At 70.9% G+C, this 24,929-nt stretch carries 27 protein-coding genes; 15 read left to right on the top strand and 12 right to left on the bottom strand.

Features of this window, described 5'->3' with window-relative positions:
• Positions 1-183: 183 nt before the first annotated feature.
• Entirely contained in the window at positions 184-1,218 is a 1,035-nt protein-coding gene (locus BM339_RS17810; RefSeq protein ID WP_075021558.1) for a sulfotransferase family protein, read from the bottom strand.
• A gap of 294 nt (positions 1,219-1,512) precedes the next feature.
• Here BM339_RS17810 and BM339_RS17805 point away from each other — a divergent pair, with 294 nt between their 5' ends.
• The 3 genes from BM339_RS17805 (at position 1,513) to BM339_RS17795 (ending at position 3,930) form a co-directional block, all read left to right on the top strand.
• The gene (locus BM339_RS17805; RefSeq protein WP_021591426.1) at positions 1,513-1,866 is read left to right on the top strand and encodes a hypothetical protein; all 354 of its coding nucleotides are present in this window, start codon (positions 1,513-1,515) and stop codon (positions 1,864-1,866) included.
• Between the two features lie 107 nt (positions 1,867-1,973).
• On the top strand, positions 1,974-2,888 hold the full coding sequence (locus tag BM339_RS17800) for a hypothetical protein (protein ID WP_143118484.1): 915 nt from the start codon (positions 1,974-1,976) through the stop codon (positions 2,886-2,888).
• Complete coding sequence (locus BM339_RS17795) at positions 2,824-3,930, top strand: PDDEXK family nuclease (protein ID WP_143118483.1); 1,107 nt, start codon at positions 2,824-2,826, stop codon at positions 3,928-3,930. The genes BM339_RS17800 and BM339_RS17795 overlap by 65 nt, the downstream gene beginning before the upstream one ends.
• A 41-nt stretch (positions 3,931-3,971) precedes the next feature.
• On the opposite strand, the gene BM339_RS17790 is transcribed toward BM339_RS17795, so the two are convergent.
• Positions 3,972-4,652, bottom strand: a complete 681-nt coding sequence (locus BM339_RS17790) for a nitroreductase family protein (protein ID WP_075021555.1) — start codon at positions 4,650-4,652, stop codon at positions 3,972-3,974.
• A 252-nt stretch (positions 4,653-4,904) separates the two neighbouring features.
• Between BM339_RS17790 and BM339_RS17785 the strand changes: the two genes are divergently transcribed.
• The gene (locus BM339_RS17785) at positions 4,905-6,191 is read left to right on the top strand and encodes an MFS transporter (protein WP_143118482.1); all 1,287 of its coding nucleotides are present in this window, start codon (positions 4,905-4,907) and stop codon (positions 6,189-6,191) included.
• 6 nt (positions 6,192-6,197) lie between these two features.
• On the opposite strand, the gene BM339_RS17780 is transcribed toward BM339_RS17785, so the two are convergent.
• A complete protein-coding gene (locus BM339_RS17780; protein WP_075021554.1) occupies positions 6,198-6,893 on the bottom strand; it encodes a TetR/AcrR family transcriptional regulator in 696 nt (231 codons plus the stop codon).
• Positions 6,894-7,071: 178 nt separating this feature from the next.
• Here BM339_RS17780 and BM339_RS17775 point away from each other — a divergent pair, with 178 nt between their 5' ends.
• The 4 genes from BM339_RS17775 to BM339_RS17760 are packed head-to-tail and all read left to right on the top strand — an operon-like array spanning position 7,072 to position 10,345.
• A complete protein-coding gene (locus BM339_RS17775; RefSeq protein WP_021591421.1) occupies positions 7,072-7,590 on the top strand; it encodes a 4-hydroxylaminobenzoate lyase in 519 nt (172 codons plus the stop codon).
• Between the two features lie 10 nt (positions 7,591-7,600).
• Positions 7,601-8,182, top strand: a complete 582-nt coding sequence (locus BM339_RS17770; RefSeq protein ID WP_075021553.1) for an NADPH-dependent FMN reductase — start codon at positions 7,601-7,603, stop codon at positions 8,180-8,182.
• A 52-nt stretch (positions 8,183-8,234) separates the two neighbouring features.
• Positions 8,235-9,401: a Rieske 2Fe-2S domain-containing protein gene (locus tag BM339_RS17765; RefSeq protein ID WP_143118481.1), complete on the top strand. Its 1,167-nt coding sequence runs from the start codon at positions 8,235-8,237 to the stop codon at positions 9,399-9,401.
• Positions 9,398-10,345 carry a PDR/VanB family oxidoreductase gene (locus tag BM339_RS17760; protein WP_075021552.1) on the top strand — a complete coding sequence of 316 codons (948 nt, stop codon included), beginning with the start codon at positions 9,398-9,400 and terminating at the stop codon, positions 10,343-10,345. Before BM339_RS17765 ends, BM339_RS17760 begins: the two co-directional genes overlap by 4 nt.
• An 82-nt stretch (positions 10,346-10,427) precedes the next feature.
• On the opposite strand, the gene BM339_RS17755 is transcribed toward BM339_RS17760, so the two are convergent.
• The 3 genes from BM339_RS17755 to BM339_RS17745 are packed head-to-tail and all read right to left on the bottom strand — an operon-like array spanning position 10,428 to position 12,858.
• Positions 10,428-11,249, bottom strand: coding sequence for an ABC transporter ATP-binding protein (locus BM339_RS17755; protein WP_075021551.1), 822 nt, complete (start codon positions 11,247-11,249; stop codon positions 10,428-10,430).
• Positions 11,249-12,019 (bottom strand): ABC transporter permease, encoded by a 771-nt coding sequence (locus tag BM339_RS17750; protein WP_021591416.1) that lies wholly within the window; start codon positions 12,017-12,019, stop codon positions 11,249-11,251. Before BM339_RS17750 ends, BM339_RS17755 begins: the two co-directional genes overlap by 1 nt.
• Positions 12,016-12,858 carry an ABC transporter permease gene (locus BM339_RS17745; protein WP_218163675.1) on the bottom strand — a complete coding sequence of 281 codons (843 nt, stop codon included), beginning with the start codon at positions 12,856-12,858 and terminating at the stop codon, positions 12,016-12,018. Before BM339_RS17745 ends, BM339_RS17750 begins: the two co-directional genes overlap by 4 nt.
• A 254-nt stretch (positions 12,859-13,112) precedes the next feature.
• Here BM339_RS17745 and BM339_RS17740 point away from each other — a divergent pair, with 254 nt between their 5' ends.
• On the top strand, positions 13,113-13,817 hold the full coding sequence (locus BM339_RS17740; RefSeq protein ID WP_021591414.1) for a FadR/GntR family transcriptional regulator: 705 nt from the start codon (positions 13,113-13,115) through the stop codon (positions 13,815-13,817).
• Between the two features lie 43 nt (positions 13,818-13,860).
• Here BM339_RS17740 and BM339_RS17735 read toward each other — a convergent pair whose 3' ends face one another.
• Complete coding sequence (locus tag BM339_RS17735; protein WP_177287714.1) at positions 13,861-15,480, bottom strand: amidohydrolase; 1,620 nt, start codon at positions 15,478-15,480, stop codon at positions 13,861-13,863.
• A gap of 126 nt (positions 15,481-15,606) precedes the next feature.
• Here BM339_RS17735 and BM339_RS17730 point away from each other — a divergent pair, with 126 nt between their 5' ends.
• A complete protein-coding gene (locus BM339_RS17730) occupies positions 15,607-16,593 on the top strand; it encodes an ABC transporter substrate-binding protein (RefSeq protein WP_052357317.1) in 987 nt (328 codons plus the stop codon).
• A gap of 151 nt (positions 16,594-16,744) precedes the next feature.
• Here the strand turns inward: BM339_RS17730 and BM339_RS17725 are convergent, their stop codons facing one another.
• The 4 genes from BM339_RS17725 to BM339_RS17710 are packed head-to-tail and all read right to left on the bottom strand — an operon-like array spanning position 16,745 to position 19,772.
• Positions 16,745-17,506, bottom strand: coding sequence for a 2-keto-4-pentenoate hydratase (locus BM339_RS17725; protein WP_075021549.1), 762 nt, complete (start codon positions 17,504-17,506; stop codon positions 16,745-16,747).
• Positions 17,503-18,735: a 4-hydroxybenzoate 3-monooxygenase gene (locus tag BM339_RS17720; RefSeq protein WP_021591409.1), complete on the bottom strand. Its 1,233-nt coding sequence runs from the start codon at positions 18,733-18,735 to the stop codon at positions 17,503-17,505. The genes BM339_RS17725 and BM339_RS17720 overlap by 4 nt, the downstream gene beginning before the upstream one ends.
• Positions 18,736-18,780: 45 nt before the next feature.
• A complete protein-coding gene (locus BM339_RS17715) occupies positions 18,781-19,299 on the bottom strand; it encodes a 3-hydroxyanthranilate 3,4-dioxygenase (protein ID WP_021591408.1) in 519 nt (172 codons plus the stop codon).
• A 56-nt stretch (positions 19,300-19,355) separates the two neighbouring features.
• Positions 19,356-19,772, bottom strand: a complete 417-nt coding sequence (locus BM339_RS17710) for a RidA family protein (protein WP_021591407.1) — start codon at positions 19,770-19,772, stop codon at positions 19,356-19,358.
• A gap of 211 nt (positions 19,773-19,983) precedes the next feature.
• Between BM339_RS17710 and BM339_RS17705 the strand changes: the two genes are divergently transcribed.
• The 4 genes from BM339_RS17705 to BM339_RS17690 all read left to right on the top strand — a co-directional run bounded on the left by BM339_RS17705 (position 19,984) and on the right by BM339_RS17690 (position 23,184).
• The gene (locus tag BM339_RS17705) at positions 19,984-21,042 is read left to right on the top strand and encodes an amidohydrolase family protein (protein ID WP_083597702.1); all 1,059 of its coding nucleotides are present in this window, start codon (positions 19,984-19,986) and stop codon (positions 21,040-21,042) included.
• A gap of 15 nt (positions 21,043-21,057) precedes the next feature.
• Positions 21,058-21,288 carry a tautomerase family protein gene (locus tag BM339_RS17700; protein WP_021591405.1) on the top strand — a complete coding sequence of 77 codons (231 nt, stop codon included), beginning with the start codon at positions 21,058-21,060 and terminating at the stop codon, positions 21,286-21,288.
• Positions 21,289-21,294: 6 nt separating this feature from the next.
• A complete protein-coding gene (locus BM339_RS17695; protein WP_021591404.1) occupies positions 21,295-22,737 on the top strand; it encodes an aldehyde dehydrogenase in 1,443 nt (480 codons plus the stop codon).
• A 249-nt stretch (positions 22,738-22,986) separates the two neighbouring features.
• A complete protein-coding gene (locus tag BM339_RS17690) occupies positions 22,987-23,184 on the top strand; it encodes a hypothetical protein (RefSeq protein WP_024934543.1) in 198 nt (65 codons plus the stop codon).
• Between the two features lie 68 nt (positions 23,185-23,252).
• Here the strand turns inward: BM339_RS17690 and BM339_RS17685 are convergent, their stop codons facing one another.
• Positions 23,253-23,918, bottom strand: coding sequence for a TetR/AcrR family transcriptional regulator (locus BM339_RS17685; RefSeq protein ID WP_075021547.1), 666 nt, complete (start codon positions 23,916-23,918; stop codon positions 23,253-23,255).
• A 101-nt stretch (positions 23,919-24,019) separates the two neighbouring features.
• Here BM339_RS17685 and BM339_RS17680 point away from each other — a divergent pair, with 101 nt between their 5' ends.
• On the top strand, positions 24,020-24,928 hold the full coding sequence (locus BM339_RS17680; RefSeq protein ID WP_021591401.1) for an SDR family NAD(P)-dependent oxidoreductase: 909 nt from the start codon (positions 24,020-24,022) through the stop codon (positions 24,926-24,928).
• Position 24,929 lies beyond the last annotated feature (1 nt).

The following is a 24,929-nucleotide window of genomic DNA, read 5'->3' as shown; positions in this document are numbered from 1 at the left end:
CGACTTCCATGGATCCATGCTCTCACCTGGTCACGGTCCGTTGCTTCCGTCTCCTCCCCATGTGACGTCAAGGCTTCGCGTGTTTCACCGCCGTCCGCCAGAAGGCTCCGGGAGATCCTCAAGCACGCAGTCCGACGAAGAGGTAGAGGCGCGCTTTCAGGATGCACGCCGAGACGGCGAGGATCACTGTTCGGTGGCGGGCATGGGTTTGCGGGGCTTCGCCGGTGCGCCCTGGACGGCCGCGTGGACGACCTCCGCGACGTTGTAGCCGAGGATGCCCGCCACGTCGGTAAGTCCCGGAGTGCTGAGGACCGCGTTGGCCTCGCCGGCCTTCAGGCTGCGCCGCCAGCGGGTGTCCTCCCGGGGCTTCTCGTCGTTCCAGTACGCCCGCGCATGCCTCACGAAGTCCTCAGCCTCCGCACGCCCGGGACCGTCGAGCCGCCGAATGTAGCCCTCCAACTGCTCCTTCCCCACATATGGGACGAAGGAGCTCCAGTTGCCGCCGGTGTCATGGATCCTCGTGTTGTCGGGCTCCGCGTCCAGCGGAAGGTGCAGGAAGCCGGCCAACCGCTCCAGGGACCGTTCCGGGCGCGCCATGTAGTCCTCGTAGCGGACGACCATGTGCGGCAGACCGTACGTGTTGACGGTGCGGAGGGCGTCCACGTACGTGTCCCGCCAGATGCCCGCGCCCCGCCACAGCGGCTCCCCCGTCCGGTTCTGGTAGCTGAGCGCGAAGGCGATCGGGTTCCGCGCCGTGACGATCACGGATAGCGTCGCCCGGCTCGTCGGGTCGGCGAGCTGCTGCTCGACGGCCTGCCGGAGCCAGGCGACGTACTTGCTTCCGTCGACGACCACCGAAACGCCCAGTGACCGGGCGAACCGCCGGTGCATGCCGAGGATGTCGTCGTACGACACCCGCTCCCGGAGCGCGTCCGTGAAGTGCCGGCACTCCTTGCCGAGCAGTGAGCAGGGCCCGCAGACCAGTCCGGCGTCTTTGTGGCTGTACTCGGGCATCTGCGTGAAGTTGTTCAGCTCACCGACGTAGTGGGCGCCCCGGATCCGAGCGGTCATGTCCCGCCCGAGCAGGGTCGAGCCCGAGAACAGCGTGCCGACGACGAAGACCGAGGTCGGCAGGCGGTCCTGCCCGTCGCGGAGCCTGGACCGGAGGTTCGCGAACCGGCCAGGCTGAACGGGGACCGCATGCTTCTCAACGTCCATGTTCACGCCTACGGGAAAGATGAGGACCAGCCGGCCGGAAGGAGGTGACCGTGCAGAGCATTGTGCACGCTACCGCCGTCCACCGCGAGCGGCCCGGCAATCGCTCTGCCAGCATGAATCCGGCTCCGCCGCTTCCCTACGGACCCCGGATCTTCCATCAGTCGATCCGGCTGCGGCGTCCTCGCGAGGCGCGATGTGGGCGATGCCCTCTCAGGTACTGCCGATCGGGTGCTCACGTGTAGTTGAGTATCAGTGCTCAAGGCTGGGCACCGGTCGCCGCCTACGTTCTAGACCATGAGTTCTGGACAGCAGACCGTCGGGTCGATCGGCGAGGCGCGGGCTTCGCGGAAGGCGAGGGGGACGGCGTCCCTGGTGCTCGGTGCGCTCGCCGTGGCGATGATCGCTTGCCCTTGGTCGCCGTCCTTCGCGTCGCCGTGGATTCGGTTTCTCCCCGTATACCTGTTCGTGCCCACCGTCATCAGCGCGCTGGTCTCCGGAGGCGTCGCTCTCCAGCGCATGCGGGGTGACGAGGACGCCGACCGTCGCCGGGCGCGGGCCGGGATCACTCTCGGGCTGGTGGCCATCGCGCTGGCGCTGGCGACGGTCGCCTGGGCGATCTGGACCCTGAGTCAGGTTGAGACGTACTGACGAGGGGCAGGGCGCCCGGAGCCGGCCGAGCTTGGCCAATCGGGGTCCATACGTCGTGGCCGTCCCTCAGGATTCGGTCGGCTACCGCACCCCCCCGGAGGTATGCGATGTCACGCCTGCGGATGATGGCGAAGAACCCCCTGGTGAGCGCTGGCGTGACATCGGCGCTGTGCGGCGTGGGCGTAGCTGTTGTCGCCAACATCCCCGGTGAAGGTGTCAACGAGTACCAGCGCACCGGGCGGCGTCCGGACGATCCGGAAAGCTGGTCTGCTGGGCTGGCTCTGGCGTTGACGGTGGCCTGCCTGGCCTGGTTGTGGAGTGTCTGGGCCACCCGCCCGGGTTCGCGGAACGCGCAGACCGGTCGCCGGCGTCGAGTACGGGGCATCGCGAGTTCGGTCTTCGCCGCTGGATGTGTGGCCGCGTCGGTCCTGGTGGTGCTGTGGATGCCGACACCGGGCCCGGCGAATGGTGTGGATCTGAGCCTGCCGCTGATGCTGCTGGCCTTCGTCTTGGCGGCCCTCGGCGCCCTCGCGACGGCGATGGGCAGCCTGCGGTGGCCGGGTGCGGACTCCGTGGACGGGGTCGTCCCGCGGTACGGCCTGCGGCTGGCCGCCGGAATCGGGCCGGTCGCAGCCATGCCGCTGCTCACCGTGGCCATAGCGGTCGGCGTGGTGCCATCGTGGGTGGTCGCGGTGAACACCGAGGGGGTGACGACGGACCGTCCGGCCCCGGCTGCCGTCGCCCCGGCGTTGAGCGGCGCGGTGGCGTGGTCCACGCCGTCGCGCGGACGCGGGCCCTCCGGCTCTGCGGGCCTGTCCGTGATCGGAACGGCCGGCGGCTTGGCGGTGCTGGAGGCACGCGGCCTGCGAATGCTGGATCCGGCGAGCGGAGCCCGGCGCTGGGCGTTCCACCGGGTGGGACGCCCGGGTACGCGGCCCACGGCACCGGCCCAACCGGGTGGACATCGGCAGCACGGCGGTCAGCCCGGATGGGCGGTTCCTCGCGACGATTGTCTTCGTTGACGCACCGCGGACGTTGTTCATCGACGGCTTGCGCGCCAGGACCCGTGTGTTGGTGTTCGACACGGTCTCCGGCAGGTTGCGAGCGGATTTCGTGGTACCGGACACCGCGCGCGTCGTCTCGGTCGGCGAGGGCCGTGTGACGATCGACCTGCGGCCGGCTCGGGACGAACCCGGCGCCACCGAGCGCGGCGCGCTCAGCAGGTTCACCTTCGGGGGTGAGACGTCGTGGCGGTTCGTCCTGGACGAGGGCTGCCGGCCCACCGAAGTCATCCCGGTCGGCGGCGACGTGCTGACGATCGTCTCCTGCTACAGCGACAAGAGCCATGTCGATCCCCGTCATCGGCTGGTGCGGATCGGCGGTGGCGATGGTCGGCCGTTGTGGTCCTGGCAAGTCAGGCGGGATGGCGGCGTGGAACGGTTCGAGCAGGTGTCGGTGGGGGTCACCGATGGCGTGGCGGTCGTCGACGCCCGCGAGATCCGGCGATCAGCTGGCGAAGCCGCGGAGACGACGGTGACGCACAATCTGGCCGGGATCCGGGTCGCCGACGGACGGCCGCAGTGGTGGCTGCCGGGCGAGGACCGAACCCGGTTGAGGTCGGGCGACCCGGGCGAGCGCGGGCCGTTGCATGCCGCGGCCGGTACGGCGGTCTTCGCCGAGAACCTCCGCACCGGGACGGGCGATGAAGCACGCTACTCGACGGCCCTGCGCGCCTTCGATGTCCGGACCGGTAAGAAGTCGTGGTCTCGCGACGTCCCCGGCATCGAGGTCCGCGATCTGAACGATGCTCCCGGTCCACAAGCCCTTCTCCGGGACGGCCGGCTGTTCGTCGCGTACCGCGAGTCGACCGCCACGGGCCGGTTCGACGGCTGTGCGTTGACGGCCTGGGACATCACCACCGGCGAACGGCACGGCCCGTTCCATCCGGCCGGCGTTCCGGACGAGGAGTGGTGCTTGACCCGGTCCCTGGGTGCGGTGGAAATCCCTGGTGGTGTGGCGGTGCACCTGAAGGGAGGCACGGGAACGATCTTCGTCCTCGACTAGCGCCCGGTCTTGGCCGGTGCGGTGGCGCCGGACGACTCCGGTCAGCTCGCGGAACTCTCCGCGGGGCCGCTCCACAAGGGTTCGGGGACCTCGGCGCCGAACGGGCGGCTCCAGTGGTTGCGGGAGGCCACCTCGTGCACGGGGCGGCGGTTGGCCGCGACGCCCCACGGGCCGAGCGGGTAGCCGAAGGCCAGCATCGCCGTCAGCCGCCACCCCTGCTCCACGGGGACGCCCAGCATGTCCGTGACCGTGTCTTCGGCGTACCGGAGGACGGTGCTCATGACACCGCCGACGCCCTCGGCCCGCGCGGCGAGGAACGCGCTCCAGATCGCGGGATAGATGTTCGCGCCGCCGTGGTCGTCCACGGCGAACACGAAGATCAGGAGCGGAATCTCCCCGAAGTGGTCGGTGAAGTACCCGCCGGACGCCTTGATCTTCCGCATGGTCTCGGCGCGGCCCGCGTCGTCGCCCGGGACCGTCATGCCCAGGGTGCCCGCCGCGAGGTCTCGGTACTCCAGCTCCCGGCACTCGCGGTAGAGCTCGGCGAGCCGCCGCTTGTGGTTCGGGTCGTCGACGGCCAGGAAGTGCCAGCGCTGCGTGTTGCCCCCGTTCGGCGCGCGGATGGCCGCGTCGAGGATGCGGCACTGCGTCTCCAGCGGGACGGGGTCGGGCCGCATCCGGCGCATCATCCGGGTGGTGTAGAGCGCTTCGTGGACGTCCAAGGGTCATCCTCCCGCCGGCGGGTTCGTGGCGGGGATATTGCCATGCTGATTCATTACAGTCAATAGCTGTAACGAAAGCCGCCCGAGATGTCGTGCGAGGTCACGGCGCCGCCGGTGTTCCGCGAAGGCAGTTAAGTTACAAGGCTTGACTGTAACTAATCTCCCCAGCAAGATGAGCGCACCACGCCGCAGGGCCGGTCCTCCAGGCGAGGTGTTCATCATCTTCGGCGACGGGAGAATCTCGTGGCGTCCATGAACCTCACAACACGATCGTGGCTGGTGGTCTGGGGGAGTACCGCGGCGCTGACCGTGAGCGCCTCACCGCTCGTCCTGCAGACCGTCGGCCTGTTCATGAAGGAACTCGGCGAGGACTTCGGCTGGACGCGCACCGAGGTCAGCGGCGCGAAGAGCCTCGCCGGGCCGGTGGCCGCGCTCGGCGTCCTGCTCTTCGGCTTTCTCATCGACCGGTTCGGGCTGCGCCGGGTGATGATCCCGGCGCTCGTCCCCTTCGCCGGCAGTATCGCGCTGCTCGCGCTGACGCCGGACTCGCTGCCGGTGTTCTACGCGATCTCGATGCTGGTCTCCCTGCTCGGCGCGGCCCAGCAGCCGCCCCCCTACACCAAGGCCGTCGCCGGATGGTTCGACGCGCGGCGGGGTCTGGCGATCGGCATCGCCGTATGCGGCATCGGGCTCGGCACCTCGCTCATACCGCAGTACACGCAGTTCCTCATCGACCACGTGGGCTGGCGGGGGGCCTACGCGGGCCTGGCGGTGCTCCTGCTGGTCGTCGCGCTGCCTCCGTGGATCCTGGTCATCCGCGAGCCGAACGCGCAGGAGCGCCGGCGGCTCACCGGGGACGCCCCGCGCCCGGCGCCCGGCACGGAGCAGGCCGGCGAGGCGCCCGGGATCGAACGCCGCCGGGCGCTGCGCATGCGGTCGTTCTGGATCCTCGCGGCGGGGACGTTCGTCGCCTCGGTCTCCCTGAACGGCAGCATGACGCACCTCGTCCCGATGCTGACGGACCGGGGCATGACGGGCGCCGCGGCGGCGGCCGTCCTCATCCCCGTCGGCATCGCCTCGCTCGTCGGGCGGCCGGTCGCCGGGATGCTGCTGGACCGGTTCCGGGGGCCCCGCGTCGCCTTCGTGCAGCAACTCGTCCCCGTGGTGGCCTTCGTGCTGATCGGCACAGGCGTCTCGCCCGTCCTCGGCGCCGTCTGCCTGGGCCTGGCCGTGGGCCTCGAGGTCGACCTGGCCAGCTATCTCACGAGCCGGTACTTCGGCCTGCGCAGCTTCGGGCAGATCTACGGGGCCATGTTCGCGATCTTCGTGCTCGGTGCCAGCGCGGGAGGACTCCTGTTCGCCGTGTTCTACGACAGGCTCGGCGGCTACGACCCGGCGTTCTACCTCTGCGGTGGCGCTCTCGTGGCCACGGCCTTTCTCTTCCTGCTGCTCGGGCCGTACGCCTATCCGACGGCGCGGAAGGTGCGGGGCTCGGCGCCGGCCGCGCCGCCCGCGCGGTCGGCCGCGAGCGGCGAGTAGCCGGGGTCAGCCGTGCGCGCCGCTCCCGGTGCGGACGTCACGGTGGTCGGCGGCGATCGCGGGCCACACGGTGTCGACGATGCGGTCGGCGAAATCGGCGCCGGGGCTTTCGCCCGTGCGGAGGTAGTCCGCGAAGTAACTGCCGAAGCACATGGTCACGACGATGTCGAGATCGATGTCCGGGCGTACCGCGCCGCGCTCCCTGAGCAGATGGAGCGTGGTGATCAGCTCCTGGCAGCGCGGCCCCACGCCGTGCTCGCGCAGTTGTTCCAGCAACCTCGGTTCGCGATCGGCCTCGGCCATGAAGTTTCCATGCAGGGCCATTGCGGCTTTGTTGTTGTAGCGCGGGTCGAGTCGGCGCACGGCCTCCTTGAAAGCGTCGACCGGTTCCAGCCGATCCCAGTCAATGGCGGGATAGGCCTCGCGCTGCATGCGCAGTCCGTATTTGAGCGCGTCGACGACCAGGTCGTACTTGGTCGCCCAGCGGCGGTACAGCGTCGGGCGGGTGACGCCCGCGTCGGCCGCGATGTCGCCGATGGTCATCTGGGAGTAGCCGTCGCTGGCGAGGCGCTTGCGCGCGGCCTGGATGATCGCGTGCTCGATCGCGGGATCGCGGGGACGGCCGCCGGCGCGCGACGAACGGGCGCCGGCGGCTCCGCCCCGGGGCGTCCGGCCCCGGTCGTCCTGGTCGCTGTTGCTCATCTGTGCACCTCCGGCGCCAAGGATAGCCGGGGAGGGGGTGGCCCGAGGTCGTTTCGTTACAGCTATTGACTGTAACGAAACCCTGTGTGAAACTCGTCCGCGGCGGGGCCATCCGCCTGTCGGGGGCGCACGGATCGTCACCGATTTCCGGACATCACTGAATCCTGGAAGGACGGCGATGGACAGCAAGCGCGCACTCATCGAGTGCAGCATTCCGTTCCTGAGCGAGATCAAGAACCGTACCGCCGGAAAGGAGCTCGAATCCTGGCTGAACGCCACGTACTCGGCGGGGACCGGGCTCTACGACGAATTGTCCAGGCTGATCAGAATCGGAGTCCTCGAGGAGGGCTGGGCGGCCGACACCGAGGTCGACGGCCCGCGCTACCGGCGCGGTCTCATCACCGCGCCCTCGGAGGAGACCTCCTACTTCAGCATCACCGCCGTCTACATGGACAGCGTGGCCCGCTACCGGGGGCAGTACCACGCGCACCCGTACGGAGAGGTCAACATGGTCGCGCCCATCAGCCCCGACGCCGAACTCCTCGGCCCGCGGGGCTGGCAGGGCGCGGGCTGGACCGCCCCCGCGCCCGGCAGCCACCACTATCCGGAGGTGCGCGGCGGCGCGCTGATCGCGCTGTTCTACCTGCCCGCGGGCCGCATCTCCTACGACATCCGGCCCTCCGAAGCGGCGCGGTGACGGGCCGATCATGACTCTCGACATCGTCGCCCTCTCCGGGAGCCTGCGCCGCACCTCCCACAACACCGGACTCCTCCGCGCGCTCCAGGCCGTTGCCCCGCCGGGCGTCGCCGTCCACCTCTGCGACCGCCTGCGCGCACTGCCGCTCTTCGACCAGGACCGCGAGCGCGAGGACGTCCCCGCCCCGGTCGCCGATCTGCGCCGGCGCATCAAGGAGGCGGACGGCGTCGTCATCGCCACCCCCGAGTACAACTCCGCGATCCCCGGGGTGCTCATGAACGCCCTGGACTGGACGTCCCGTCCCGCCGACGACTCCAGCCTCCGCGGCAAACCCGTCGCCATCCTCGGGGCGTCCCCGTCCCAGTTCGGCACCGCCCGCGGCCAGACGGTCCTGCGCCAGGTGCTCCACCGAATCCAGGCACCGGTCGTCGTGCAGCCCGAGATCACCGTGTTCCGCTCCCACGAGCGCTTCACCCCTGACGGCACCCTCCTTCCCGACGAGGTCACCGAGGACCTGATGCGCCGCCTGCTCGACGAGCTGGTCCGCCTCATCGAGGCGACCACCCGCACCGCGGCCGCCGCCTCGGCCTGAGCGCCCTGTCCGGCTCGCTTCGCTCACCCCACCGATCGACCGAGGAGCCCGCATGCCGATGGAAACCGCCTACGGGCGCGCCGCCGCCACGCACAATCCGGAACTGACACACGTCGGTCCCGGCACACCGGCCGGCGAGCTGTTCCGGCGCTACTGGCAGCCGGTCGCCCTGCTTGCCGACGCCACGACCACCCCGCGCAAGATCAAGATTCTCGGCGAGGATCTCGTCCTGTTCCGGACCCGCAAGGGCGAACCGGGCCTGGTCCACCCCAACTGCGCGCACCGCGGTGCCTCGCTCTACTACGGCAAGGTGGAGGACGACGGCATCCGGTGCTGCTACCACGGATGGCTCTACGGCACCGACGGCGCCTGCCTCGACCAGCCCTGCGAGCCCGAGGGCGGGCGGCACCGCGACCGCGTCCGCCAGCCGTGGTACCCGCTGCGCGAATGGGCCGGGCTGATCTTCGCCTACATGGGCCCGCCGGACCGGATGCCCGTCTTCCCGCGCTTCTCGATCTTCGAGCACCTGGGGGAGGGCGAGGCGCTGGTCGCCGACGACCGGAGCATCGGCGCGGGCGGCCCCGTCATCGTCGACTTCAACTGGCTGCAGCATTTCGAGAACGTGATGGACCCGTTCCACATCCCGATCCTGCACGGCTCGTTCTCCGGCGTGCAGTTCGTCAGCGAGATGGGCGTCCTGCCAGAGGTCCGGTGGGAGCTCACCGGCCTCGGCGTCCGCAGCGTCCAGGACCGCCGCCTCGACGACGGGCGCACCTACCGGCGCCGCACCGAGGTGGCCCCGCCGAACTTGCGGATCGTCCCCGACCCGGTGCTGGACGTCCTCGGCCCGGCCGATTCCCTCGGCTGGGTCGTCCCCCTGGACGACACGGCGTTCCGCGTCTACACGGTGTTCCGCACCGGGAACCCCGAGGCGATCGCGAAGATCCGCACCCGCTTCGACGGGCGTCCGTGGGAGGACCTGACCGACGAGGAGCACCAGCGGATGCCCGGCGACTACGAGGCGCAGAAGGGCCAGGGCGACTTCGCCGACCACGCCGCCGAGCACCTGGCCACCACCGATCGCGGCGTCGTCATGCTCCGCCGGTTGCTCAAGCGGCAGATCGACGCCGTCGCGGCGGGCGAGGATCCGGTCGGCGTCGCCTTCACCGAGGACGACGCGCTGCTCCGGCTGGACGCGGCCGCCTTCATGGTCGAATGAGCGACCTGCTCGTGCGGTCGCTGACCTGGGAGGCCGACGGCGTCCTGTCCGTCACGCTGGCCTCGCCCGACGGCGCCGCGCTGCCCCGCTGGTCGCCCGGCGCGCACATCGACCTGATCCCCGGCGGCGCTCCCACCCGGCAGTACTCCCTGTGCGGCGACCCCGCCGACCGCCACCGGTGGCGGATCGCCGTGCTCCGCGCGGACCCGAGCCGCGGCGGGTCGGCCTACGTGCACGACTCGCTGCGGCCCGGCTCGCTCGTCCGCTACGACGGCCCGCGCAACAACTTCCCTCTGGCCGAGGCCGCGAGCCACCTGTTCGTGGCGGGCGGCATCGGCATCACGCCGCTTCTCCCCATGGCCCACGCCGTCGCCGCCGCCGGCGCGCCGTGGCGGCTGCTTTACGGCGGCCGCACCCGGACGTCGATGGCCTTCCTCCATGAACTCGGACGCTACGGCGAGCATGTCGTCGTGAGGCCGGAGGAGGAGTACGGCCCTCTCGATCTGGACGCCGCCCTGGCGGAAGCCCGCGAAGCCTCCGGGACGGGCGGGTCAGCGCCGGGCCTCGCCGTCTACTGCTGCGGCCCGGCGTCTCTGCTGGCCGCGATGGAGGAGCGGGTCCCGGACCTGCGTGCGGAACGCTTCGAGCCCCGGACCGAGCCTTCGCCGGGCGAGCCCGGTGCCTTCGACGTCGTCCTGCGGAGATCGGGCGTCACGCTGCACGTCCCGCCGGACCGCACCGTGCTCTCCGTCCTTGAGGAGGGCGGCGTCCCGATCCCCAGTTCCTGCCTGGAGGGAATCTGCGGTTCCTGCGAGACCACCGTGCTCGAAGGCGACGTGGAGCACTTCGACTCCGTGCTGACCGAGGACGAGCGCGCGGCCGGGAACACGATGTTCCCCTGCGTCTCCCGCTGCCGCTCGCCGCGCCTGATCCTCGACCGGTAGAGCCCTCGATCGGTAGGCCTCCGTGAGGAGCCGGCCTTGCACCGGGTCCGGGCCGGGCGAGCGGACGCGCCTCCGGACGGCGCTAGGAGCCCCTGGACGTGCTGGCGACGATCTTGTCCGCGTCGTCGCCGAGCTGCCGCACCTCCCGGTAGACCCGGCCGCGGAGCCGGGCGAAGCCGGGAAGCTCCTTCGTGGTGAGCTGGTCGCGGGGGCGCGGCAGATCGACCTCGACGATGCTGCGCACCCGGGTGGGACGGTTCGTCAGTGCGATCACGCGGTCGGCGAGGTAGACCGCCTCGTCGATGTCATGGGTCACGAAGATCACGGTGACGCCGTACTCGTGGCGGAGCTTGAGGGTCAGGTCCTCGAGGTCGGCGCGGGTCTGCGCGTCCAGCGAGGCGAACGGCTCGTCCATGAGCAGGATCTGGGGCTCGTAGGCGAGGGCGCGGGCGATGGCCACGCGCTGCTGCATGCCGCCGGAGAGCTGCCACGGGAAGCGGGCGCCGGCGTCGGCGAGGCCCACGGCCTCCAGCGAGTCGGCGATCAGCTTCCCCCGCTTCCCGCGGTCGAGCTTCTTGCGCCGCAGCGGGAAGGCGATGTTCTGTTCCACGGACATCCACGGGAAGAGGGACCTGCTGTAGTCCTGGAAGACGATCGCCATGTCCTCCGGGGTGCGGTCGATGGGCCGTCCCTCGATGCGGACGCGGCCCCTCGTGGCGGGCATCAGTCCGGAGAGGCAGCGCAGCAGCGTGGTCTTCCCGCAGCCCGAAGGACCGACAACGCAGACGAACTCGGAGCGTTCGACGGTGAAGCCGATCTCGTCGATCGCGTGCACCGCCTGATCGCCGGTGCCGTACACCTTGCCGAGGCCCTCGACCTCCAGGATCGGCGTTTCGTTGGTCATCAGGACGCTCCTTTTCGTGCTCCGCGGTGCCAGCGCAGCGAGCGGCGCTCGACGATGCCGAAGGCGAAGTTGAACAGGAATCCGAGGATTCCGAGCAGCACCATCCCCGACCACATCTCGGGGATCGCGAAGGTGCGCTGCGATTCGAGGATGAAGTAGCCGATCCCCTTGGTGCTCGCGACCATCTCGCTGATCACCATGAGGATCAGCGACAGCGACAGCGCGACGCGCACGCCGGCGAAGATCTGCGGCGCGGCGGCCGGGACGATGACGTGGACGAGCCGGTCGCGCCGGCTGACGCGATAGGCGCGCGCGCTGTCGAGCAGGTTGGGATCGACGCCGCGCACGCCGTCGATGGTGTGCATCAGGATGGGGAACAGGCTGACCATGAGGATGATGAACACCTTCATCGTCACGCCGACCCCCAGGACGACGATTCCGAACGGGATCAGCGCCGGCGGCGGGATGGCCCGGACGAAGTCGATGAGCGGCGTCACGGCCGTGCGGAGCCTGCGCACCAGGCCGACGAGGATGCCGAGCGGGACGCCGATGACGATCGACAGCGCGAACCCGGCGAACATGTTGATCAGGCTCGGGACGACGTCCGAGCCGACCCGGTCGAACAGCCAGGTGTCCTTGAAGACCGCGAGGATCCGCGTGAGCGGCGGGTAGAACATGTTCGTGCTGCCCGCCGACCACAGCCCCCAGCCGAGCAGGACGAGGACGGGCGCTCCGATCTGGATGCCGAGGAGCATGGCGCGCCGGTTCACTGGACGACCTCCTGGGCTCGCTGCGAAGGGTGCCACCGGAGGAGCCGTTTCTCGATCGCGACGAACACCAGGTTGAGCAGCACCCCGAGCATCCCGGTCGCGATGATGAGCGCGTACATGAGCTGGTACTGGCCGCCCGCCTGCGCCACGGTGATCGACTGGCCGAGTCCGGGCGCACCGATCACCAGTTCGGCGGTCACGCAGAGGATCAGCGCGGTGGTCGACGCCACGCGCAGGCCGGTGGCGATGTAGGGGACGGCGTTGGGCAGGACCACCAGGAACAGCCGGTCGAGCGGCCGCGCCCGGAACGCGTGCGCCGTCTGGAGGGCGACCGGTTCGATGTCGCGCATGCCGTAGATGGAGGCGATGAGAACCGGCCAGCCGGCGGCGAACGCGGCGAGGAAGATCTTGCTCTGCAGGCCGGTGCCGAGGACGAGGACGACGAGCGGGATGAGCGCGACCGACGGGATCGGGCGCATGAACTCGATGAGCGCGGTCGTGGCGGCCCGCAGGATCTCGTTCGAGCCGATCGCGACGCCCAGGAGCACCGCGATCACCACGGCGATGGCGAAGCTGACCGCCCACCCCTGCAGCGTGTGGCCGATCGCGGTCCAGAGTGCCGGGTCGCCGGTCAGGTTCACGAGTTCGCGCAGATCGCTGCTGATCCGGGGGAACGTCTTCTCCGGCAGCGCCCCCGCGATCGTCGCGAGTTCGAGGACGGCCAGCGCGGCCACGAGGCCCGCGGCGCCGAGAACCCCGTCGCCGAGCTTCGGCGATCGCGGGAGGCGCCGTCTCGGTCCGGTGGATTCCGACATCGGCATGGTCCAGGTCCGGGTCAACGGAAGCTCCTTCCGGGCATGTGTCGGCCGCGTCCGCGTCAATGGGGGCGGCCGCCGTCGGCCACATGTGGCGGGTTCGGGCGCACGCCGGGAACTCCGCGAAAGTTCTCGTGGGACGCTGTCCGCCACAGGACGGCGTCCAGCCGTATAGTGAAGGTATTCACTATGATGATTATCTGTCAAGGGTGCCGGGGTGCCGCCCGGCACCGCTGACCAGCCGCCATCCGATCGACCCCAGGCATGGAGAGCAATCGATGAGTCGTCCTGACCCCAGTGGCCGCACCGAGTGGCGGCCGTCCCGTGCCGAGGCCATCGCGCACGAGATCGAGCGGAAGATCATCGAGTCCGCGCTGCCCGACGGGAGCAGGCTGGGCACCAAGGAGGACGTGCGCCAGGAGTACGGCGTCGCCGTCGGGACCATCAACGAGGCCGTCCGGCTGCTCGAGACGCGCGGCGTGGTGGCCGCCAAGCCCGGTCCGGGGGGCGGGCTGTTCACGCTGCGCCCGCCGAGCCACGTGCGGGTCAACCATCTGATCCTCGGCCTGCGCGAGAACGGCGTCAACAGCGCGCACTGCCTTGCGGTACGGGACGCGCTCGAGGAGCCCATCCTCATGGACGCCGCCGCCCACCGCACCGACGCGGACATGGCGGAGCTGCGCGAGCTGCTGGACCGCATGGACGAGCAGCGCACCGACGCGAGGGCCTTCCTGCGGGCCAACTGGGCGGTGCACCGGCGGATATCGGCGATCTCCCCCAACACCGTGCTGCGCGTCATCTACAACACGATGCTCGACACGATCGAGAACGAGATCGAGGACGTCAGCTCCGACGACCTGTTCGCGGCGAGCAAGACCTTCCGCGTCCACGTGGCGCTCGTCGACGCGGTCGAGTCGCAGGACCCCGCGCAGGTGCGCCGCGCCGTGCGCCGGCACAGCCCGCCGACCTCGGTCATCGACTGACGCGGGCGCGGGCGCCCCCGGCGCCCGCGCCGGGGGCCGGCGGCTAGGCGCGGTGGCGGATCTCCCCGTCGACCGCGGTGGCCAGGACCGGCAGGTCGCGCAGGTCGTCCGGGGCGCACCGGGCCGGGTCGGCGCCGAGCGCCACCCAGTCGGCGCGCATGCCCGGCCGGAGCACGCCGACGGCGTGGTCGTTGAACGCGGCGTAGGCGGCGTCGGCGGTGTACATCCGCAGGGCGGCCGCGACGTCGAGCCGCTGGTCGGGGCCGAGCGGCCCGGCGCTGGGCGCGTGGTGGCGGGTGACCGCCTGCCAGATCCCGCGCAGCGGCTCGTACGGCGTGACCGGCGAGTCGGAGCCGCCCGTGAGCCGGACGCCCGCGCGGTGCCAGGTCGCGAGCGGCGTCGCCGCGGCGGCGGCGTCGTGGCCGAGCTGGGCGATGAGGCGGTCGGCGAACTGCTCCTGCATGGTCGGCTGGGTGGCGACGACGACGCCCAGCCGCCGCGCGTCGGCCACGTTGCGCTCCGACGGCGTCAGGTAGGCGTGGATCGCCTGGCAGCGCAGCGGCTTCACCGGAGCCGTGCGATCGGCGTGGTCGAGCACGTCGAACAGCAGGTCGAGGGCGCCGCCCCCGACGGCGTGCACCCCCAGGGACCAGCCGCGCGCCGCGAGGCCGGACGCCAGCGCGCGCATGGTGTCCGGGTCGAGCAGGAGCTGCCCGTGGTCGCCGCACCGCCCGGGCCAGGGATCGCGAAGGTAGGCCGTCCCGAGCGAGCCGCCGCCGTCCAGGAACACCTTGACGGGGCCGAGGCGCAGCCGGTCGTCGCCGAAGCCGGTTCGCACCCCGAGGCCCGAGAGCCGGGCGATCTCGTCCTCGACGGACGCGCCGGCGGTGAGCAGCGGCATCGCGGTCACCCGTAGCGGCAGCTCGCCGTCCGCGTGCATCCCCTGGTAGCCGGCGATCTCCTCGGTCCGCAGCCCGGGCTCGATCACCGACGTCAGGCCGGCGGCCAGCGCCTGCCGCGCCGCGACCGCGATGGCGGCCCGCCGGGCCCGGTCGTCCTGCGGGGGCACGTGGCGCCGGACCAGCTCGATCGCGGGGGGCTCGATCAGCTCGCCGTCGAGCCGTCCGGAGGCGTCCCGGCCCAGACGGCCGCCGGACGGGTCGGGGGCGCCGTCGGTCAGGCCCGCGAGGGCCAGCGCGACCGAGTTCGCCACGCCCTGGTGCCCGCACCGCAGGATCAGCACGGGGCGGTCGGGGCAGGCGCGGTCGAGTTCGTCGCGGGTCGGGAGGCGGCGTTCGGCGATGTCCTCGATCTCCCAGCCGTCGGCCGACACCACCCAGGGAGCGTCGGGGTGGGCGTCGGCCCAGGCGCGCGTCGCCGCGACGATGCCCGCGATGCTGCGCTCGCCGGACAGATCGAGCAGGACGTGCGCGAGTCCGGTCCACAGCAGGTGCATGTGGGTGTCGATCAGCCCGGGCACGACGGCCGCGCCGCCCAGGTCCAGGACGGGCGCGTGCTCGCCGAGGGCCGCGCGGGCGGCGTCGAACGAGCCGGCCGAGACGATGCGCTCACCGCGGACCGCGAGGGCCTCGGCGCGGGGCGCCGCCGCGTCCATCGTGTGGACGGTCTCGGCTCGGACGATGTAGCCATCCTCATGATTCATCATAACGATTGCAGGTTATCAGGTGCATCTCCCCTCGGTACACCGTTGCTTTCTCTGGTGAATTGAAGATAATCGTTCTACTCAGTACGGCACGATCGCCGTGTCCCACTCACGAGGAGTGCAGCCATGATGAGAACGATCCGACGCGGTGGGCTCCGGGTGGCCCTTGCGGCGCTGACGGTCGGCCTGGCCGCGGGCTGCGGCTCGGGGGGCACCTCGGCGGGCAGCACCGACGCCGACGGTGTGACGACCGTGAAGGTCGGCCTGATCCCGATCACCGACGTCGCCCCGCTGTACCTCGGCGTCCAGAAGGGCTTCTTCAGCGCTCAGAAGCTCAAGATCGAGCCGCAGCTGGCCGCGGGCGGCGCGGCGATCGTCCCCGCCGTCATGAGCAACAGCAACCAGTTCGGCTTCTCCAACAACGTGTCGCTCATCATCGCGAAGAGCAAGGGGGTGCCGCTGCGGGTCATCACGCCGGGCGTGGGCATCGCGCCCAACGCCAACGAGGCGTGCCAGGTGCTGGCACCGAAGGACGGCGACATCCGGGACGTCGGTGACCTGGCGGGCAAGAGCGTCGCGGTCAACACGCTCAACAACATCGGCGACGTCACGATCCGCGCCGCACTGGAGAAGCGCGGCGTGGACCCGAACTCGATCCAGTTCACGGAACTCGGCTTCCCTGACATGGTCACCGCGGTCGATACCGGACGCATCGACGCCGCCTGGGAGTGCGAACCGTTCGTCACGACCCTCCTGGAGCAGGGCGCCCGACCCATCCTCAACAACTACGCCGACACCCATCCGAATCTGGCGGTGGCCTCGTACTTCACCTCGACGGCCTACGCCAAGAGCAACCCGGACGTGGTGCGCCGGTTCGACGCGGCGGTGCGCCGGTCGCAGGCGTACGCCAACGCGCACCCGGACGAGGTCCGCGCGATCCTTCCGTCCTACGCCAAGATCCCGCCGGCCCAGGCGAAGAAGATCAACATGATCGCCTGGCCCGCCACGTTCCAGCGGGACTCGATCGAGGAGCTGGTGCGGCTGAGTGAGAAGTACAAGCTCATCAAGAAGCCGGTCAGAGTGGAGGAGCTCATCCAGGAGCCGGCGGGCTGAGTCCCTCGCACCACGGGCGGAGGCGGGCCGGACGCGACGTCCGGCCCGCCTTTCGCGCATCGGCACGGTCATGTCCCGGGAAACGACTGAACCGGGGAGGACGCGGGTCCTCCCCGGTTCGGGGCCGAGGCCCGGGGGCCGCGGCCTTCCCTCAGCCGCGGCGGCCCACCGCGGACACGCTGCCGAGCCCGGCGACGTCCGCCACGACCCGGCCGGGCGGGAACGGGGCCGCGGCGGTCGCCCCGCCGGCGAGGACGACGTCCCCGGCGCGCAGCGCCATGCCCTGCCGGCGGGCGATCTCCAGCAGCGCGGGAAGGGCGCGGTCCGGATGCCCGAGGATCGCGCTGGTGGACCCCGTCTCGACCGTGTCGCCGTTGACGGTGAGCCGGACGGCGAGGTCGTCCAGGTCGACGCCGGCCGGCTGCCAGGAGCCGATGACGAACCCGGCGGACGACGCGTTGTCGGCGATCACGTCGGGCAGGCTGAAGCGGAAGTCGCGGTAGCGCGAGTCGATGATCTCCAGCGCGGGCGCGACGGCGTCGACGGCCAGTTCCCCGTCGTCCGGGGTGACGTCGCGGGCGATCCGGTAGGCGACCTCCGGCTCGACGCGCGGGTGGATGAACCGGTCGAGCGCGACCTCGCCGCCGTCGGGGACGCGCATGGCGTCGGTGAGCCGCCCGACGATCACCTCGGACACGCCCATCTGCTCCATCTTGGCCTTGCTGGTGAAGCCGAGTTTGAGCCCGGCGGGGCGCTCCCCCCGCGCCAGGCGGCGGCCGATCACCGAGTCCTGGATCGCGTACGCGTCCGCGGGGGTGAGCCCTCCGGGGAGTTGCTCGACCGCCTCGGCGGTGTGCTGCGCGGTGTCCAGGCGCTCCGCCGCCCGATCGAGCGCTCCGGTGTCGTTCGTCATGGGCGGACCTTCTCTGTCATCTCGGTTCGGGAGTCGCGCCGGTGGATCCGCCCCACCGGCGGCATCCCCACGTAGTTCTCGCAGAAGCTCTTCATCGCCGCTTCGGACGTGCAGAGGTGCTTCAGCTCGGCGTGCTGCAGCCGCCATTCCATCGGGGTGCTCGGGTCGTGGTGCAGGAGCGACGTCATGGACCGGGAGAACTGCTGCGCGCGCCACACGCCGCGCAGCGCGTCCTCGGAGTAGCGGTCCAGCGCGGACCGGTCGCCGGACTCGTACCAGGTGCACAGCGCGTCGGCGAGCAGCCGGACGTCCGCGGCGGCCAGGTTGAGGCCCTTCGCCGCGGTCGGCGGGACGATGTGGGCGGCGTCCCCGGCCAGGAAGAGCCGTCCGTACTGCATGGGCTCCACCACGAAGCTCCGCATCGCGGTGATGCTCTTCTTCGTGATGGCGCCCTCGGCGAGCGTCCAGCCGTCGTCGGTGCCGAGCCGCACCCGGAGCTCGCGCCAGATGCGGTCGTCGGGCCAGTCGGCCAGATCCTCGTCGGCCGCGACCTGGAGGTAGAACCGGCTGACCTTGCTCGAGCGCATGCTGTGCAGAGCGAACCCGCGCTCGTGGCACGCGTAGATCAGCTCGAACGTGGACGGCGGGACGTCCGCGAGCACGCCGAGCCACGCGAAGGGGTAGTCGTGCTCGTAGGCGGTCAGCACGCCGTCCGGGATCGAGCCGCGGGACACGCCGTGGAAGCCGTCGCAGCCCGCGATGAAGTCGCAGGCCAGCACGTGCTCGGTGCCGTCGGCCGCCCGGTAGCGCACCGTCGGCCCGGCGCCGTCGAGGCCCTCCAGCCGCACGTCGTCGACGTCGAACTCCAGGGGGAGGCCCGACGCGACGCGGGCCTCGACGGCGTCGCGGACGATCTCCTGCTGGCTGTACATGACGGCGGTGCAGCCGCCGGTCAGCTCCGCCATGGGGATCTGGTGGCGCCGGCCGTCGAACCGCAGCTCGAACAGGTGGTGGACCGCGGCCTCCGCCCGCATCCGCCCGTCCAGGCCCAGCTCTTCCAGGAGCCGCGCGGTGCGGTGCTCCAGCATGCCCGCCCGGATCCGGCCCTCGACATAGGCCCGGGTCCGGTTCTCCAGGATCACCGCGTCGACACCGGCGAGTTCCAGCATCCGGCCGAGGAGCAGCCCGGCCGGGCCCGCGCCGATGATGGCGACCTGCGTTCGTTCCATATTGATTTCTCCCTGAGACCGCACGGGGTCGGCGGCGCGACGGGTTCAGTAGGGCTGGAGCACTTCGCCGCAGGCGCCGCAGGTGCGGGCCTCGACGTCGTCGAAGAAGCGCTGGTACGCCTTGCCGACCGGGTCGACCGTGTAGTCCTCGACGAAGCACGACTCCTCGTGCAGGAACTCGCCGCATCCCTGGCAGAACCACTGGAAGCGGTCGAGCTCGCCGGGACGGCGGAGGCGTTCGATGACGATGATGAACGCGTCCGGATCGAACCGGGGCGAGTGCGGGAGGCGGGACGGCGTGAAGATCGCCGACCCCTCCGGGATCACGTCGACCACTTCGGTACCGTCCGGCTGCCTGCTGTGCAGGCGCAGCTCGCCCCGGATCGTGTACATCACCTCGTCGCTCGGGTTGAGGTGGAACTCGGAGCGGTACTCGCGCCCGCGCGCCACGAAGGCGAGCGACTCGCTGTGCTGCCACAGCACTTCGACGCGCTTGCCGCTCTTGCCCAGACGCTCGGCGATCGCGTCCAGATCGACGACCGGCATGCGGTACGGCTCGGTCATGGTCGGTGGCCTTTCTCTCGTGCGCGTCCGATGCGCGGTTTCGTCACCCGGCCGGTTCAGCGCTTCTCGGCGACGGCGGCGACGCACTCCACCTCGACGAGCACGCCCGCGCGGTGCGGCGGGGCGTTGACGGTCGTGCGCGCGGGAAAGCTCTCGCAGTCGGCGAAGAACTCCCGGTACGCCTGGTTGAACTCGGGGAACTGGGAGGCGTCGCGCAGGTAGCAGTTGCACTTGAGGATCGAGTCCTTGGTGCCGCCCGCGGCCTCGACGACCGCGACCAGGTTGGTGAGCGTCTGCCGCACCTGCTCGGCGAGGTCGTCGGAGACGATCGTGCGCGTGGCCGGGTCCAGCGGGCCCGTCCCGGAGCAGAAGATCAGGTCTCCGTGCACGATCGCCTGCGACAGCGGGGGAACGGTCCCCGAGGAGAAGCCGACCTTGGGCGCGTTGCTGGAACTGATCGAGATCTTCGACATGTGCATTCCTCGCTCGACTCGGTACGCGACCGGCGGGCACGACCCGGGAGCACCGGCGCCCACCGCTCGCCCGAGGCTAACCATCATATTGGTTAGAGTCAATAGTCGAGGTCGGTCGCATGCCCTCTGACCTGGGGTGTAACGCAAGGTCATTGTCTAGCGGAGCCGAATCAATCATAATGGTTATTGGAAACTTGATTCGGAGGTAGGCATGAGATCGACCAGCGAGCCCGCCTCGCCGGGGCCCGCTCCCGCACCGGACGGCCCGGCGGCGGTGGACGTCCACGCGCACGCGCTGCCCATGCCGCTGCTCCGGCACCTCGCCGACCGCGGCCTCGCGGACCTGTCCCAGGTGGATTCGGGAACGCTGCTGCTGGACCCGGGCCTGTCCGGGGTCGCCCAGGGCGCCCGCATCCCGCTGCCCGCGGACCAGTACGACGCCGGACAGCGCCTCGCCTCCCTGGAGGCGGCGGGCATCGATGTCCAGCTGGTCGCGGCGCCGCCGTTCGTGTTCGGATCGACCTCGCCGGACGACACGCTGGTCATGGAGGTCACCCGCCGGTCCAACGACGCGCTCGCCGCGTACACGGCCGAGGGGGACGGCCGGCTCGCGGCGCTCGGGACGGTGCCGGTGGGCCTGCCCGGCGCGGCCCGGGAGGCGGCCCGGTGCCTGGACGAACTCGGCATGGCCGGGCTGACGGTCGGCACCTTCGGCGGCGGCCGCGAACTCGACGACCCGGTCAACGAGGACCTGTGGGCCCTGCTGACCGAGCGACGGGCGTTCTGCCTGGTGCATCCCAGCCGCGCGTCGTCACCCGCCCGGCTCCGCGACTTCCACCTGGTGCAGTTGCTGGGCTACCCGGCGGAGACGGCGCTCGCCGCCGCCCGGCTGATCTTCGGGGGCGTCCTGGACCGGCACGATCCGGTGCTGTGCCTGGTGCACGGCGGCGGCTGCCTGCCCGGGCTCGTTCCCCGGCTGGACCTCGGCTGGCGGCGCAAGCGGGAGGCCGGAACGATCCCGGCGTCGCCGCGCGCTCATCTGCGGCGGCTGTACTTCGACACCGCTGTGTTCGACGACGCCGCGCTCCGCCGCCTGATCGAGGACGTCGGGCATGAGCGGGTGCTGCTGGGCACGGACCTGCCGTTCGATCTCGCCGACGTCGACGCGGTCGCGACGATCCGGAACCAGGGACTGGACCCGGCGGTCGAGCGCGCGCTCCTCGCGGGCAACGCGCTGCGGCTCATCCCCTCACTGACGGCACAGCGGTGAAATGGAGGACCCGATATGCCTCTCGTCCACATCAGCCTGGCCGAGGGACGGCCGCCCGACCAGGTCCGGGCCCTGATCGGTGAGGTGCACGACGCGGTCGTGCGCGCCACCGGCACCGATCCCGCACGGGTGCGGGTGCTCGTCCACGAGCTCCCATCGACGCACTGGGCCGCCGGCGGCGTCACGCTCGCCGAGCGAGAAGCCGCCGGCACGCCGGCTCCCGGCACAACAGAGGAAGAGGGTTGACAGCACATGGAGTTCTTCGGGCACTTCATCGACGGTGAGGAAGCCGACTCCCAGGACGGGGCGCGCTTCGACACCGTCGATCCCTGGACCCGGCGGGCCTGGGCCCAGGTGGCGCTCGCTTCCGCGAGCGACGTCGAGCGGGCCGTCACGGCCGCCCGGCGGGCGTTCGACGACGGGCCCTGGCCGCGCATGGGCTACGCCGAACGCGGCCGCCTCCTGCACCGGCTCGCCGATCTGGTCGAGGAGCACGCACGGGAGCTCGGCATGGCCGACACCCGTGACATGGGCAAGCCGGTCTCGCAGAGCGTCGGCAACGACGTCGGCCGGTCGGCGCACAACCTGCGGTTCTTCGCCGACCACGCGCAGCTCGCGGCGGCCGACACGCTGCCGATGGACAGCGGCCACCACGCCTACACCGCCTACGGGCCGGCCGGGGTGGTGGCCGCCATCGCCCCGTGGAACTTCCCGCTGATGCTGGAGACCTGGAAGATCGCGCCCGCGCTGGCCTGGGGCAACACGGTCGTGCTCAAGCCCGCCGAGGACACCCCGTCCTCCGCGACGATCCTGGCGCGGCTCGCGGCCGAGGCGGGACTGCCCTCCGGCGTCCTCAACGTCGTGCACGGCCACGGCCCCGGATCGGCCGGTCAGGCGCTGATCGAGAACCCCGGGATCAACCGGATCACGTTCACCGGCGCGTCCAGCACCGGCCGGGTCATCGGCCGCACCGCGGGCGGCGGCCTGGTGCCGGTGAGCCTGGAGCTCGGCGGCAAGGGCGCCAACCTGGTGTTCGCCGACGCGGACCTGGACAACGCTGTCGACTGGTCGATCCGGGCGATCTTCACCAACGCCGGCCAGGTGTGCCTGGCGGGCAGCCGGCTCTACGTGCAGCGCGAGGTCTACGACGAGTTCCTCGGCCGGTTCGCCGCCGCCGCCGAGGCCATGGAGGTCGGTGACCCCTCCGACCCGGACACCCGGCTGGGCCCGCTCGCCTCGGAGGAGCACTACAAGAAGGTGCGCGGGTACGTGGAGACCGTCGAGGCGGAGGGCGGCCGGATCCGCACCGGTGGGCTCGGCGAGGGCTGGTCGATCCGCCCCACGGTGATCACGGACATGCCGCCGGAGGCGCCGCACTGCCGCGAGGAGATCTTCGGGCCGGTCGTCGTGGTGTCCCCGTTCGACACCGAGGCCGAGGCGGTCGGCCAGGCCAACGACACCCCGTACGGCCTCAACGCCATGGTGTTCACCGAGAACCTGAGCCGGGCGCACCGGGTGTCGGCGGCGCTCCGCGCCGGCACTGTCTGGGTGAACTGCTTCTTCATCCGCGACCTGCGCGCGCCGTTCGGCGGTGTCGGGGCGTCGGGCGTCGGCCGCGAAGGCGGCGACTTCAGCCGGGAGTTCTTCACCGAGCCCAAGGCGGTCGTCATGCAGATCGACCAGAACCGCCCCTAGGCGCGGCTTGACGCCTCCCTTCCCCACGCGTGGCGGGCACGCCCGACGCCCGCCACGCGTATGGCCTCTGTACGCGGGATGCTTCTGGGCGGGCGCCACCTCGCTCGCGCGGTCCGCCCATTTCTTCGGGGGTGGCGGCCGCGTGAGACGTCGGTGACATGACACACCCGGCCCGACTTGCTTAACTATGGACGATCTTGTCGTTACTGTCGTACGCCAGGGTCGGCGAAGCGGTCACTGGAGGTAGCGATGAGGTCCGGACGGTGGATGCTCGTCGCCTGGCTGATCATTGGAGCGCTCGCCGCGGGACAGCGCGACTACTACGCCCAGTTCGACGGCAGCTGCGCCAAAATCGCCACGATCGGAATCACCTTGGCCTCCGGTCCGCTCAACTACATCGGTCTCAACCCCACCGCCAACTGCAAGGTCCCCCAGCCGAGCACATGACACGTCGGGCTCATCGTGAGGGCTTCTGACGGCATGGTCGCCGCATCGCCTGTCCAGTGCGACGCAGGTCAGTGGCGGGGGAGCACACCCAGGAGGGTCGCGGTCAGGGTCACCTTCAAGGAGTCCTTCAGGTCCAAGTGGAAGCGGGCCAGGTCGGGCTCGGCCTGGTAGGCCGCCTGCAGGCTGGGCGGCGGGGTGCTGTACGCCGACAGCGCGCCGGCCATGACCATGGCCTGCAGGCTGAACTGTGTCGCGTTCTCGCCCAGCTCCGGCAGGTACTTCTGGATCAGCGCGGTCATGGTCGTCAGGCGCTCCAGGGAGGCGCGCTTGTAGCGTGCTACGACCTCGACGGAGACATTGTGTTCCAGGACGCTGCCCTGCGCGCCGAAGAGGTCGCACAGCACCACTCGGCCGGAGAGTGAGCGGCTGAGGATCTCGGCCACCGCTGCCGCCCGCTCGGCCATGGGGAGACTCTCGTCGACGCCGGCGGCCAACTCGCCTGCCAGTTCCGTGAGCCACTCCTGCAGGAACCGGTCCAGCAGTTCCAGCAGCACCGCCTCGCGGGACTCGAAGTAGCGCAGCACGTTCGGCTTCGCCAGGCCCACCCGGCGGCTGAGCTCGTTCAGGGTGACCGCGGCGACAGGCATCTCGTCGAGCATGGCCGACGCCATGTCGAGGATCGTCCGCCGGCGGATCTCCCGCTGCTCTTCGGTTCGTGCCCGCTGGAAGGTCACGATCGCCAGCCTAACTTAAGTACCATCGGTACGTTGACAGCGTACCGGCGGTACCTTAGTGTCGTCGACACAAGATACCTTCGGTACGTTAGGAGCCCGGCATGGGCGAGAAGTGGACGACGGCGAACATCCCGGACCAGCGCGGGCGGGTGGCCGTGGTGACCGGGGCCAACACCGGACTGGGGTACGAGTCCGCCAGGGCGCTCGCCGAGCGCGGGGCGTCCGTGGTGCTCGCCGTGCGCGACGTCGAGAAGGGCGAGCAGGCCGCGGCCCGCATGACCGGTGACGTGACCGTGCAGGCGCTGGACCTGACCTCGCTCGACTCCGTCCGGACCGCGGCGGCGGCGCTGCGGTCCCGGCTCGACCGGATCGACCTGCTGATCAACAACGCCGGCGTGATGTACACCCCGAAGCAGACCACTCGGGACGGCTTCGAGATGCAGTTCGGCACCAACCACCTCGGCCACTTCGCGCTCACCGGGCTGCTGCTGGACCTGATGCTGCCGGTGCCCGGCTCGCGCGTGGTGACGGTCAGCAGCACCGGCCACCGCATCCGGGCCGCGATCCACTTCGACGACCTGCAGTGGGAGCGGTCGTACAGCCGGGTCGCCGCCTATGGTCAATCCAAGCTGGCCAACCTGATGTTCACCTACGAGCTGCAGCGCCGGCTCGCCGCGCACGGCACCACCGTCGCGGTGGCCGCGCACCCCGGCATATCCAGCACCGAGCTCGCCCGCAACACCCCCGCGGCCTTCCGGCTCCCGCTCACCTGGCTCGCGCCGCTGATCACCCAGACGCCGGCGATGGGCGCGCTGCCGACCCTGCGCGCCGCCACCGACCCCGCCGCGCTCGGCGGCCAGTACTACGGTCCCGGTGGACGCAACGAGGTCATGGGCCACCCCCGGCTGGTCACCTCCAGCCCGCAGTCGTACGAGGTGGCCGTCCAGCAGCGGCTGTGGGCCGTCTCCGAAGACCTCACCGGGGTGAAGTTCCCCACCGTCCGGTCCTGAT

The sequence above is a fragment of the Actinomadura madurae genome, assembly GCF_900115095.1.
GTDB classification, from domain to species: Bacteria; Actinomycetota; Actinomycetes; order Streptosporangiales; family Streptosporangiaceae; genus Spirillospora; species Spirillospora madurae.
This window is presented reverse-complemented; position numbering and strand designations above follow the sequence as displayed.

What these genes read in the sequence shown, in the direction of transcription:
- BM339_RS17810 (WP_075021558.1), bottom strand. Translation starts at nt 1,218, where the DNA reads ATGGACGTTGAGAAGCATGCGGTCCCCGTTCAGCCTGGCCGGTTCGCG.
- BM339_RS17805 (WP_021591426.1), top strand. Translation starts at nt 1,513, where the DNA reads ATGAGTTCTGGACAGCAGACCGTCGGGTCGATCGGCGAGGCGCGGGCT.
- BM339_RS17800 (WP_143118484.1), top strand. Translation starts at nt 1,974, where the DNA reads ATGTCACGCCTGCGGATGATGGCGAAGAACCCCCTGGTGAGCGCTGGC.
- BM339_RS17785 (WP_143118482.1), top strand. Translation starts at nt 4,905, where the DNA reads ATGAACCTCACAACACGATCGTGGCTGGTGGTCTGGGGGAGTACCGCG.
- BM339_RS17780 (WP_075021554.1), bottom strand. Translation starts at nt 6,893, where the DNA reads ATGAGCAACAGCGACCAGGACGACCGGGGCCGGACGCCCCGGGGCGGA.
- BM339_RS17775 (WP_021591421.1), top strand. Translation starts at nt 7,072, where the DNA reads ATGGACAGCAAGCGCGCACTCATCGAGTGCAGCATTCCGTTCCTGAGC.
- BM339_RS17770 (WP_075021553.1), top strand. Translation starts at nt 7,601, where the DNA reads ATGACTCTCGACATCGTCGCCCTCTCCGGGAGCCTGCGCCGCACCTCC.
- BM339_RS17765 (WP_143118481.1), top strand. Translation starts at nt 8,235, where the DNA reads ATGCCGATGGAAACCGCCTACGGGCGCGCCGCCGCCACGCACAATCCG.
- BM339_RS17760 (WP_075021552.1), top strand. Translation starts at nt 9,398, where the DNA reads ATGAGCGACCTGCTCGTGCGGTCGCTGACCTGGGAGGCCGACGGCGTC.
- BM339_RS17755 (WP_075021551.1), bottom strand. Translation starts at nt 11,249, where the DNA reads ATGACCAACGAAACGCCGATCCTGGAGGTCGAGGGCCTCGGCAAGGTG.
- BM339_RS17740 (WP_021591414.1), top strand. Translation starts at nt 13,113, where the DNA reads ATGAGTCGTCCTGACCCCAGTGGCCGCACCGAGTGGCGGCCGTCCCGT.
- BM339_RS17735 (WP_177287714.1), bottom strand. Translation starts at nt 15,480, where the DNA reads ATGAATCATGAGGATGGCTACATCGTCCGAGCCGAGACCGTCCACACG.
- BM339_RS17730 (WP_052357317.1), top strand. Translation starts at nt 15,607, where the DNA reads ATGATGAGAACGATCCGACGCGGTGGGCTCCGGGTGGCCCTTGCGGCG.
- BM339_RS17725 (WP_075021549.1), bottom strand. Translation starts at nt 17,506, where the DNA reads ATGACGAACGACACCGGAGCGCTCGATCGGGCGGCGGAGCGCCTGGAC.
- BM339_RS17720 (WP_021591409.1), bottom strand. Translation starts at nt 18,735, where the DNA reads ATGGAACGAACGCAGGTCGCCATCATCGGCGCGGGCCCGGCCGGGCTG.
- BM339_RS17715 (WP_021591408.1), bottom strand. Translation starts at nt 19,299, where the DNA reads ATGACCGAGCCGTACCGCATGCCGGTCGTCGATCTGGACGCGATCGCC.
- BM339_RS17710 (WP_021591407.1), bottom strand. Translation starts at nt 19,772, where the DNA reads ATGTCGAAGATCTCGATCAGTTCCAGCAACGCGCCCAAGGTCGGCTTC.
- BM339_RS17705 (WP_083597702.1), top strand. Translation starts at nt 19,984, where the DNA reads ATGAGATCGACCAGCGAGCCCGCCTCGCCGGGGCCCGCTCCCGCACCG.
- BM339_RS17700 (WP_021591405.1), top strand. Translation starts at nt 21,058, where the DNA reads ATGCCTCTCGTCCACATCAGCCTGGCCGAGGGACGGCCGCCCGACCAG.
- BM339_RS17695 (WP_021591404.1), top strand. Translation starts at nt 21,295, where the DNA reads ATGGAGTTCTTCGGGCACTTCATCGACGGTGAGGAAGCCGACTCCCAG.
- BM339_RS17690 (WP_024934543.1), top strand. Translation starts at nt 22,987, where the DNA reads ATGAGGTCCGGACGGTGGATGCTCGTCGCCTGGCTGATCATTGGAGCG.
- BM339_RS17680 (WP_021591401.1), top strand. Translation starts at nt 24,020, where the DNA reads ATGGGCGAGAAGTGGACGACGGCGAACATCCCGGACCAGCGCGGGCGG.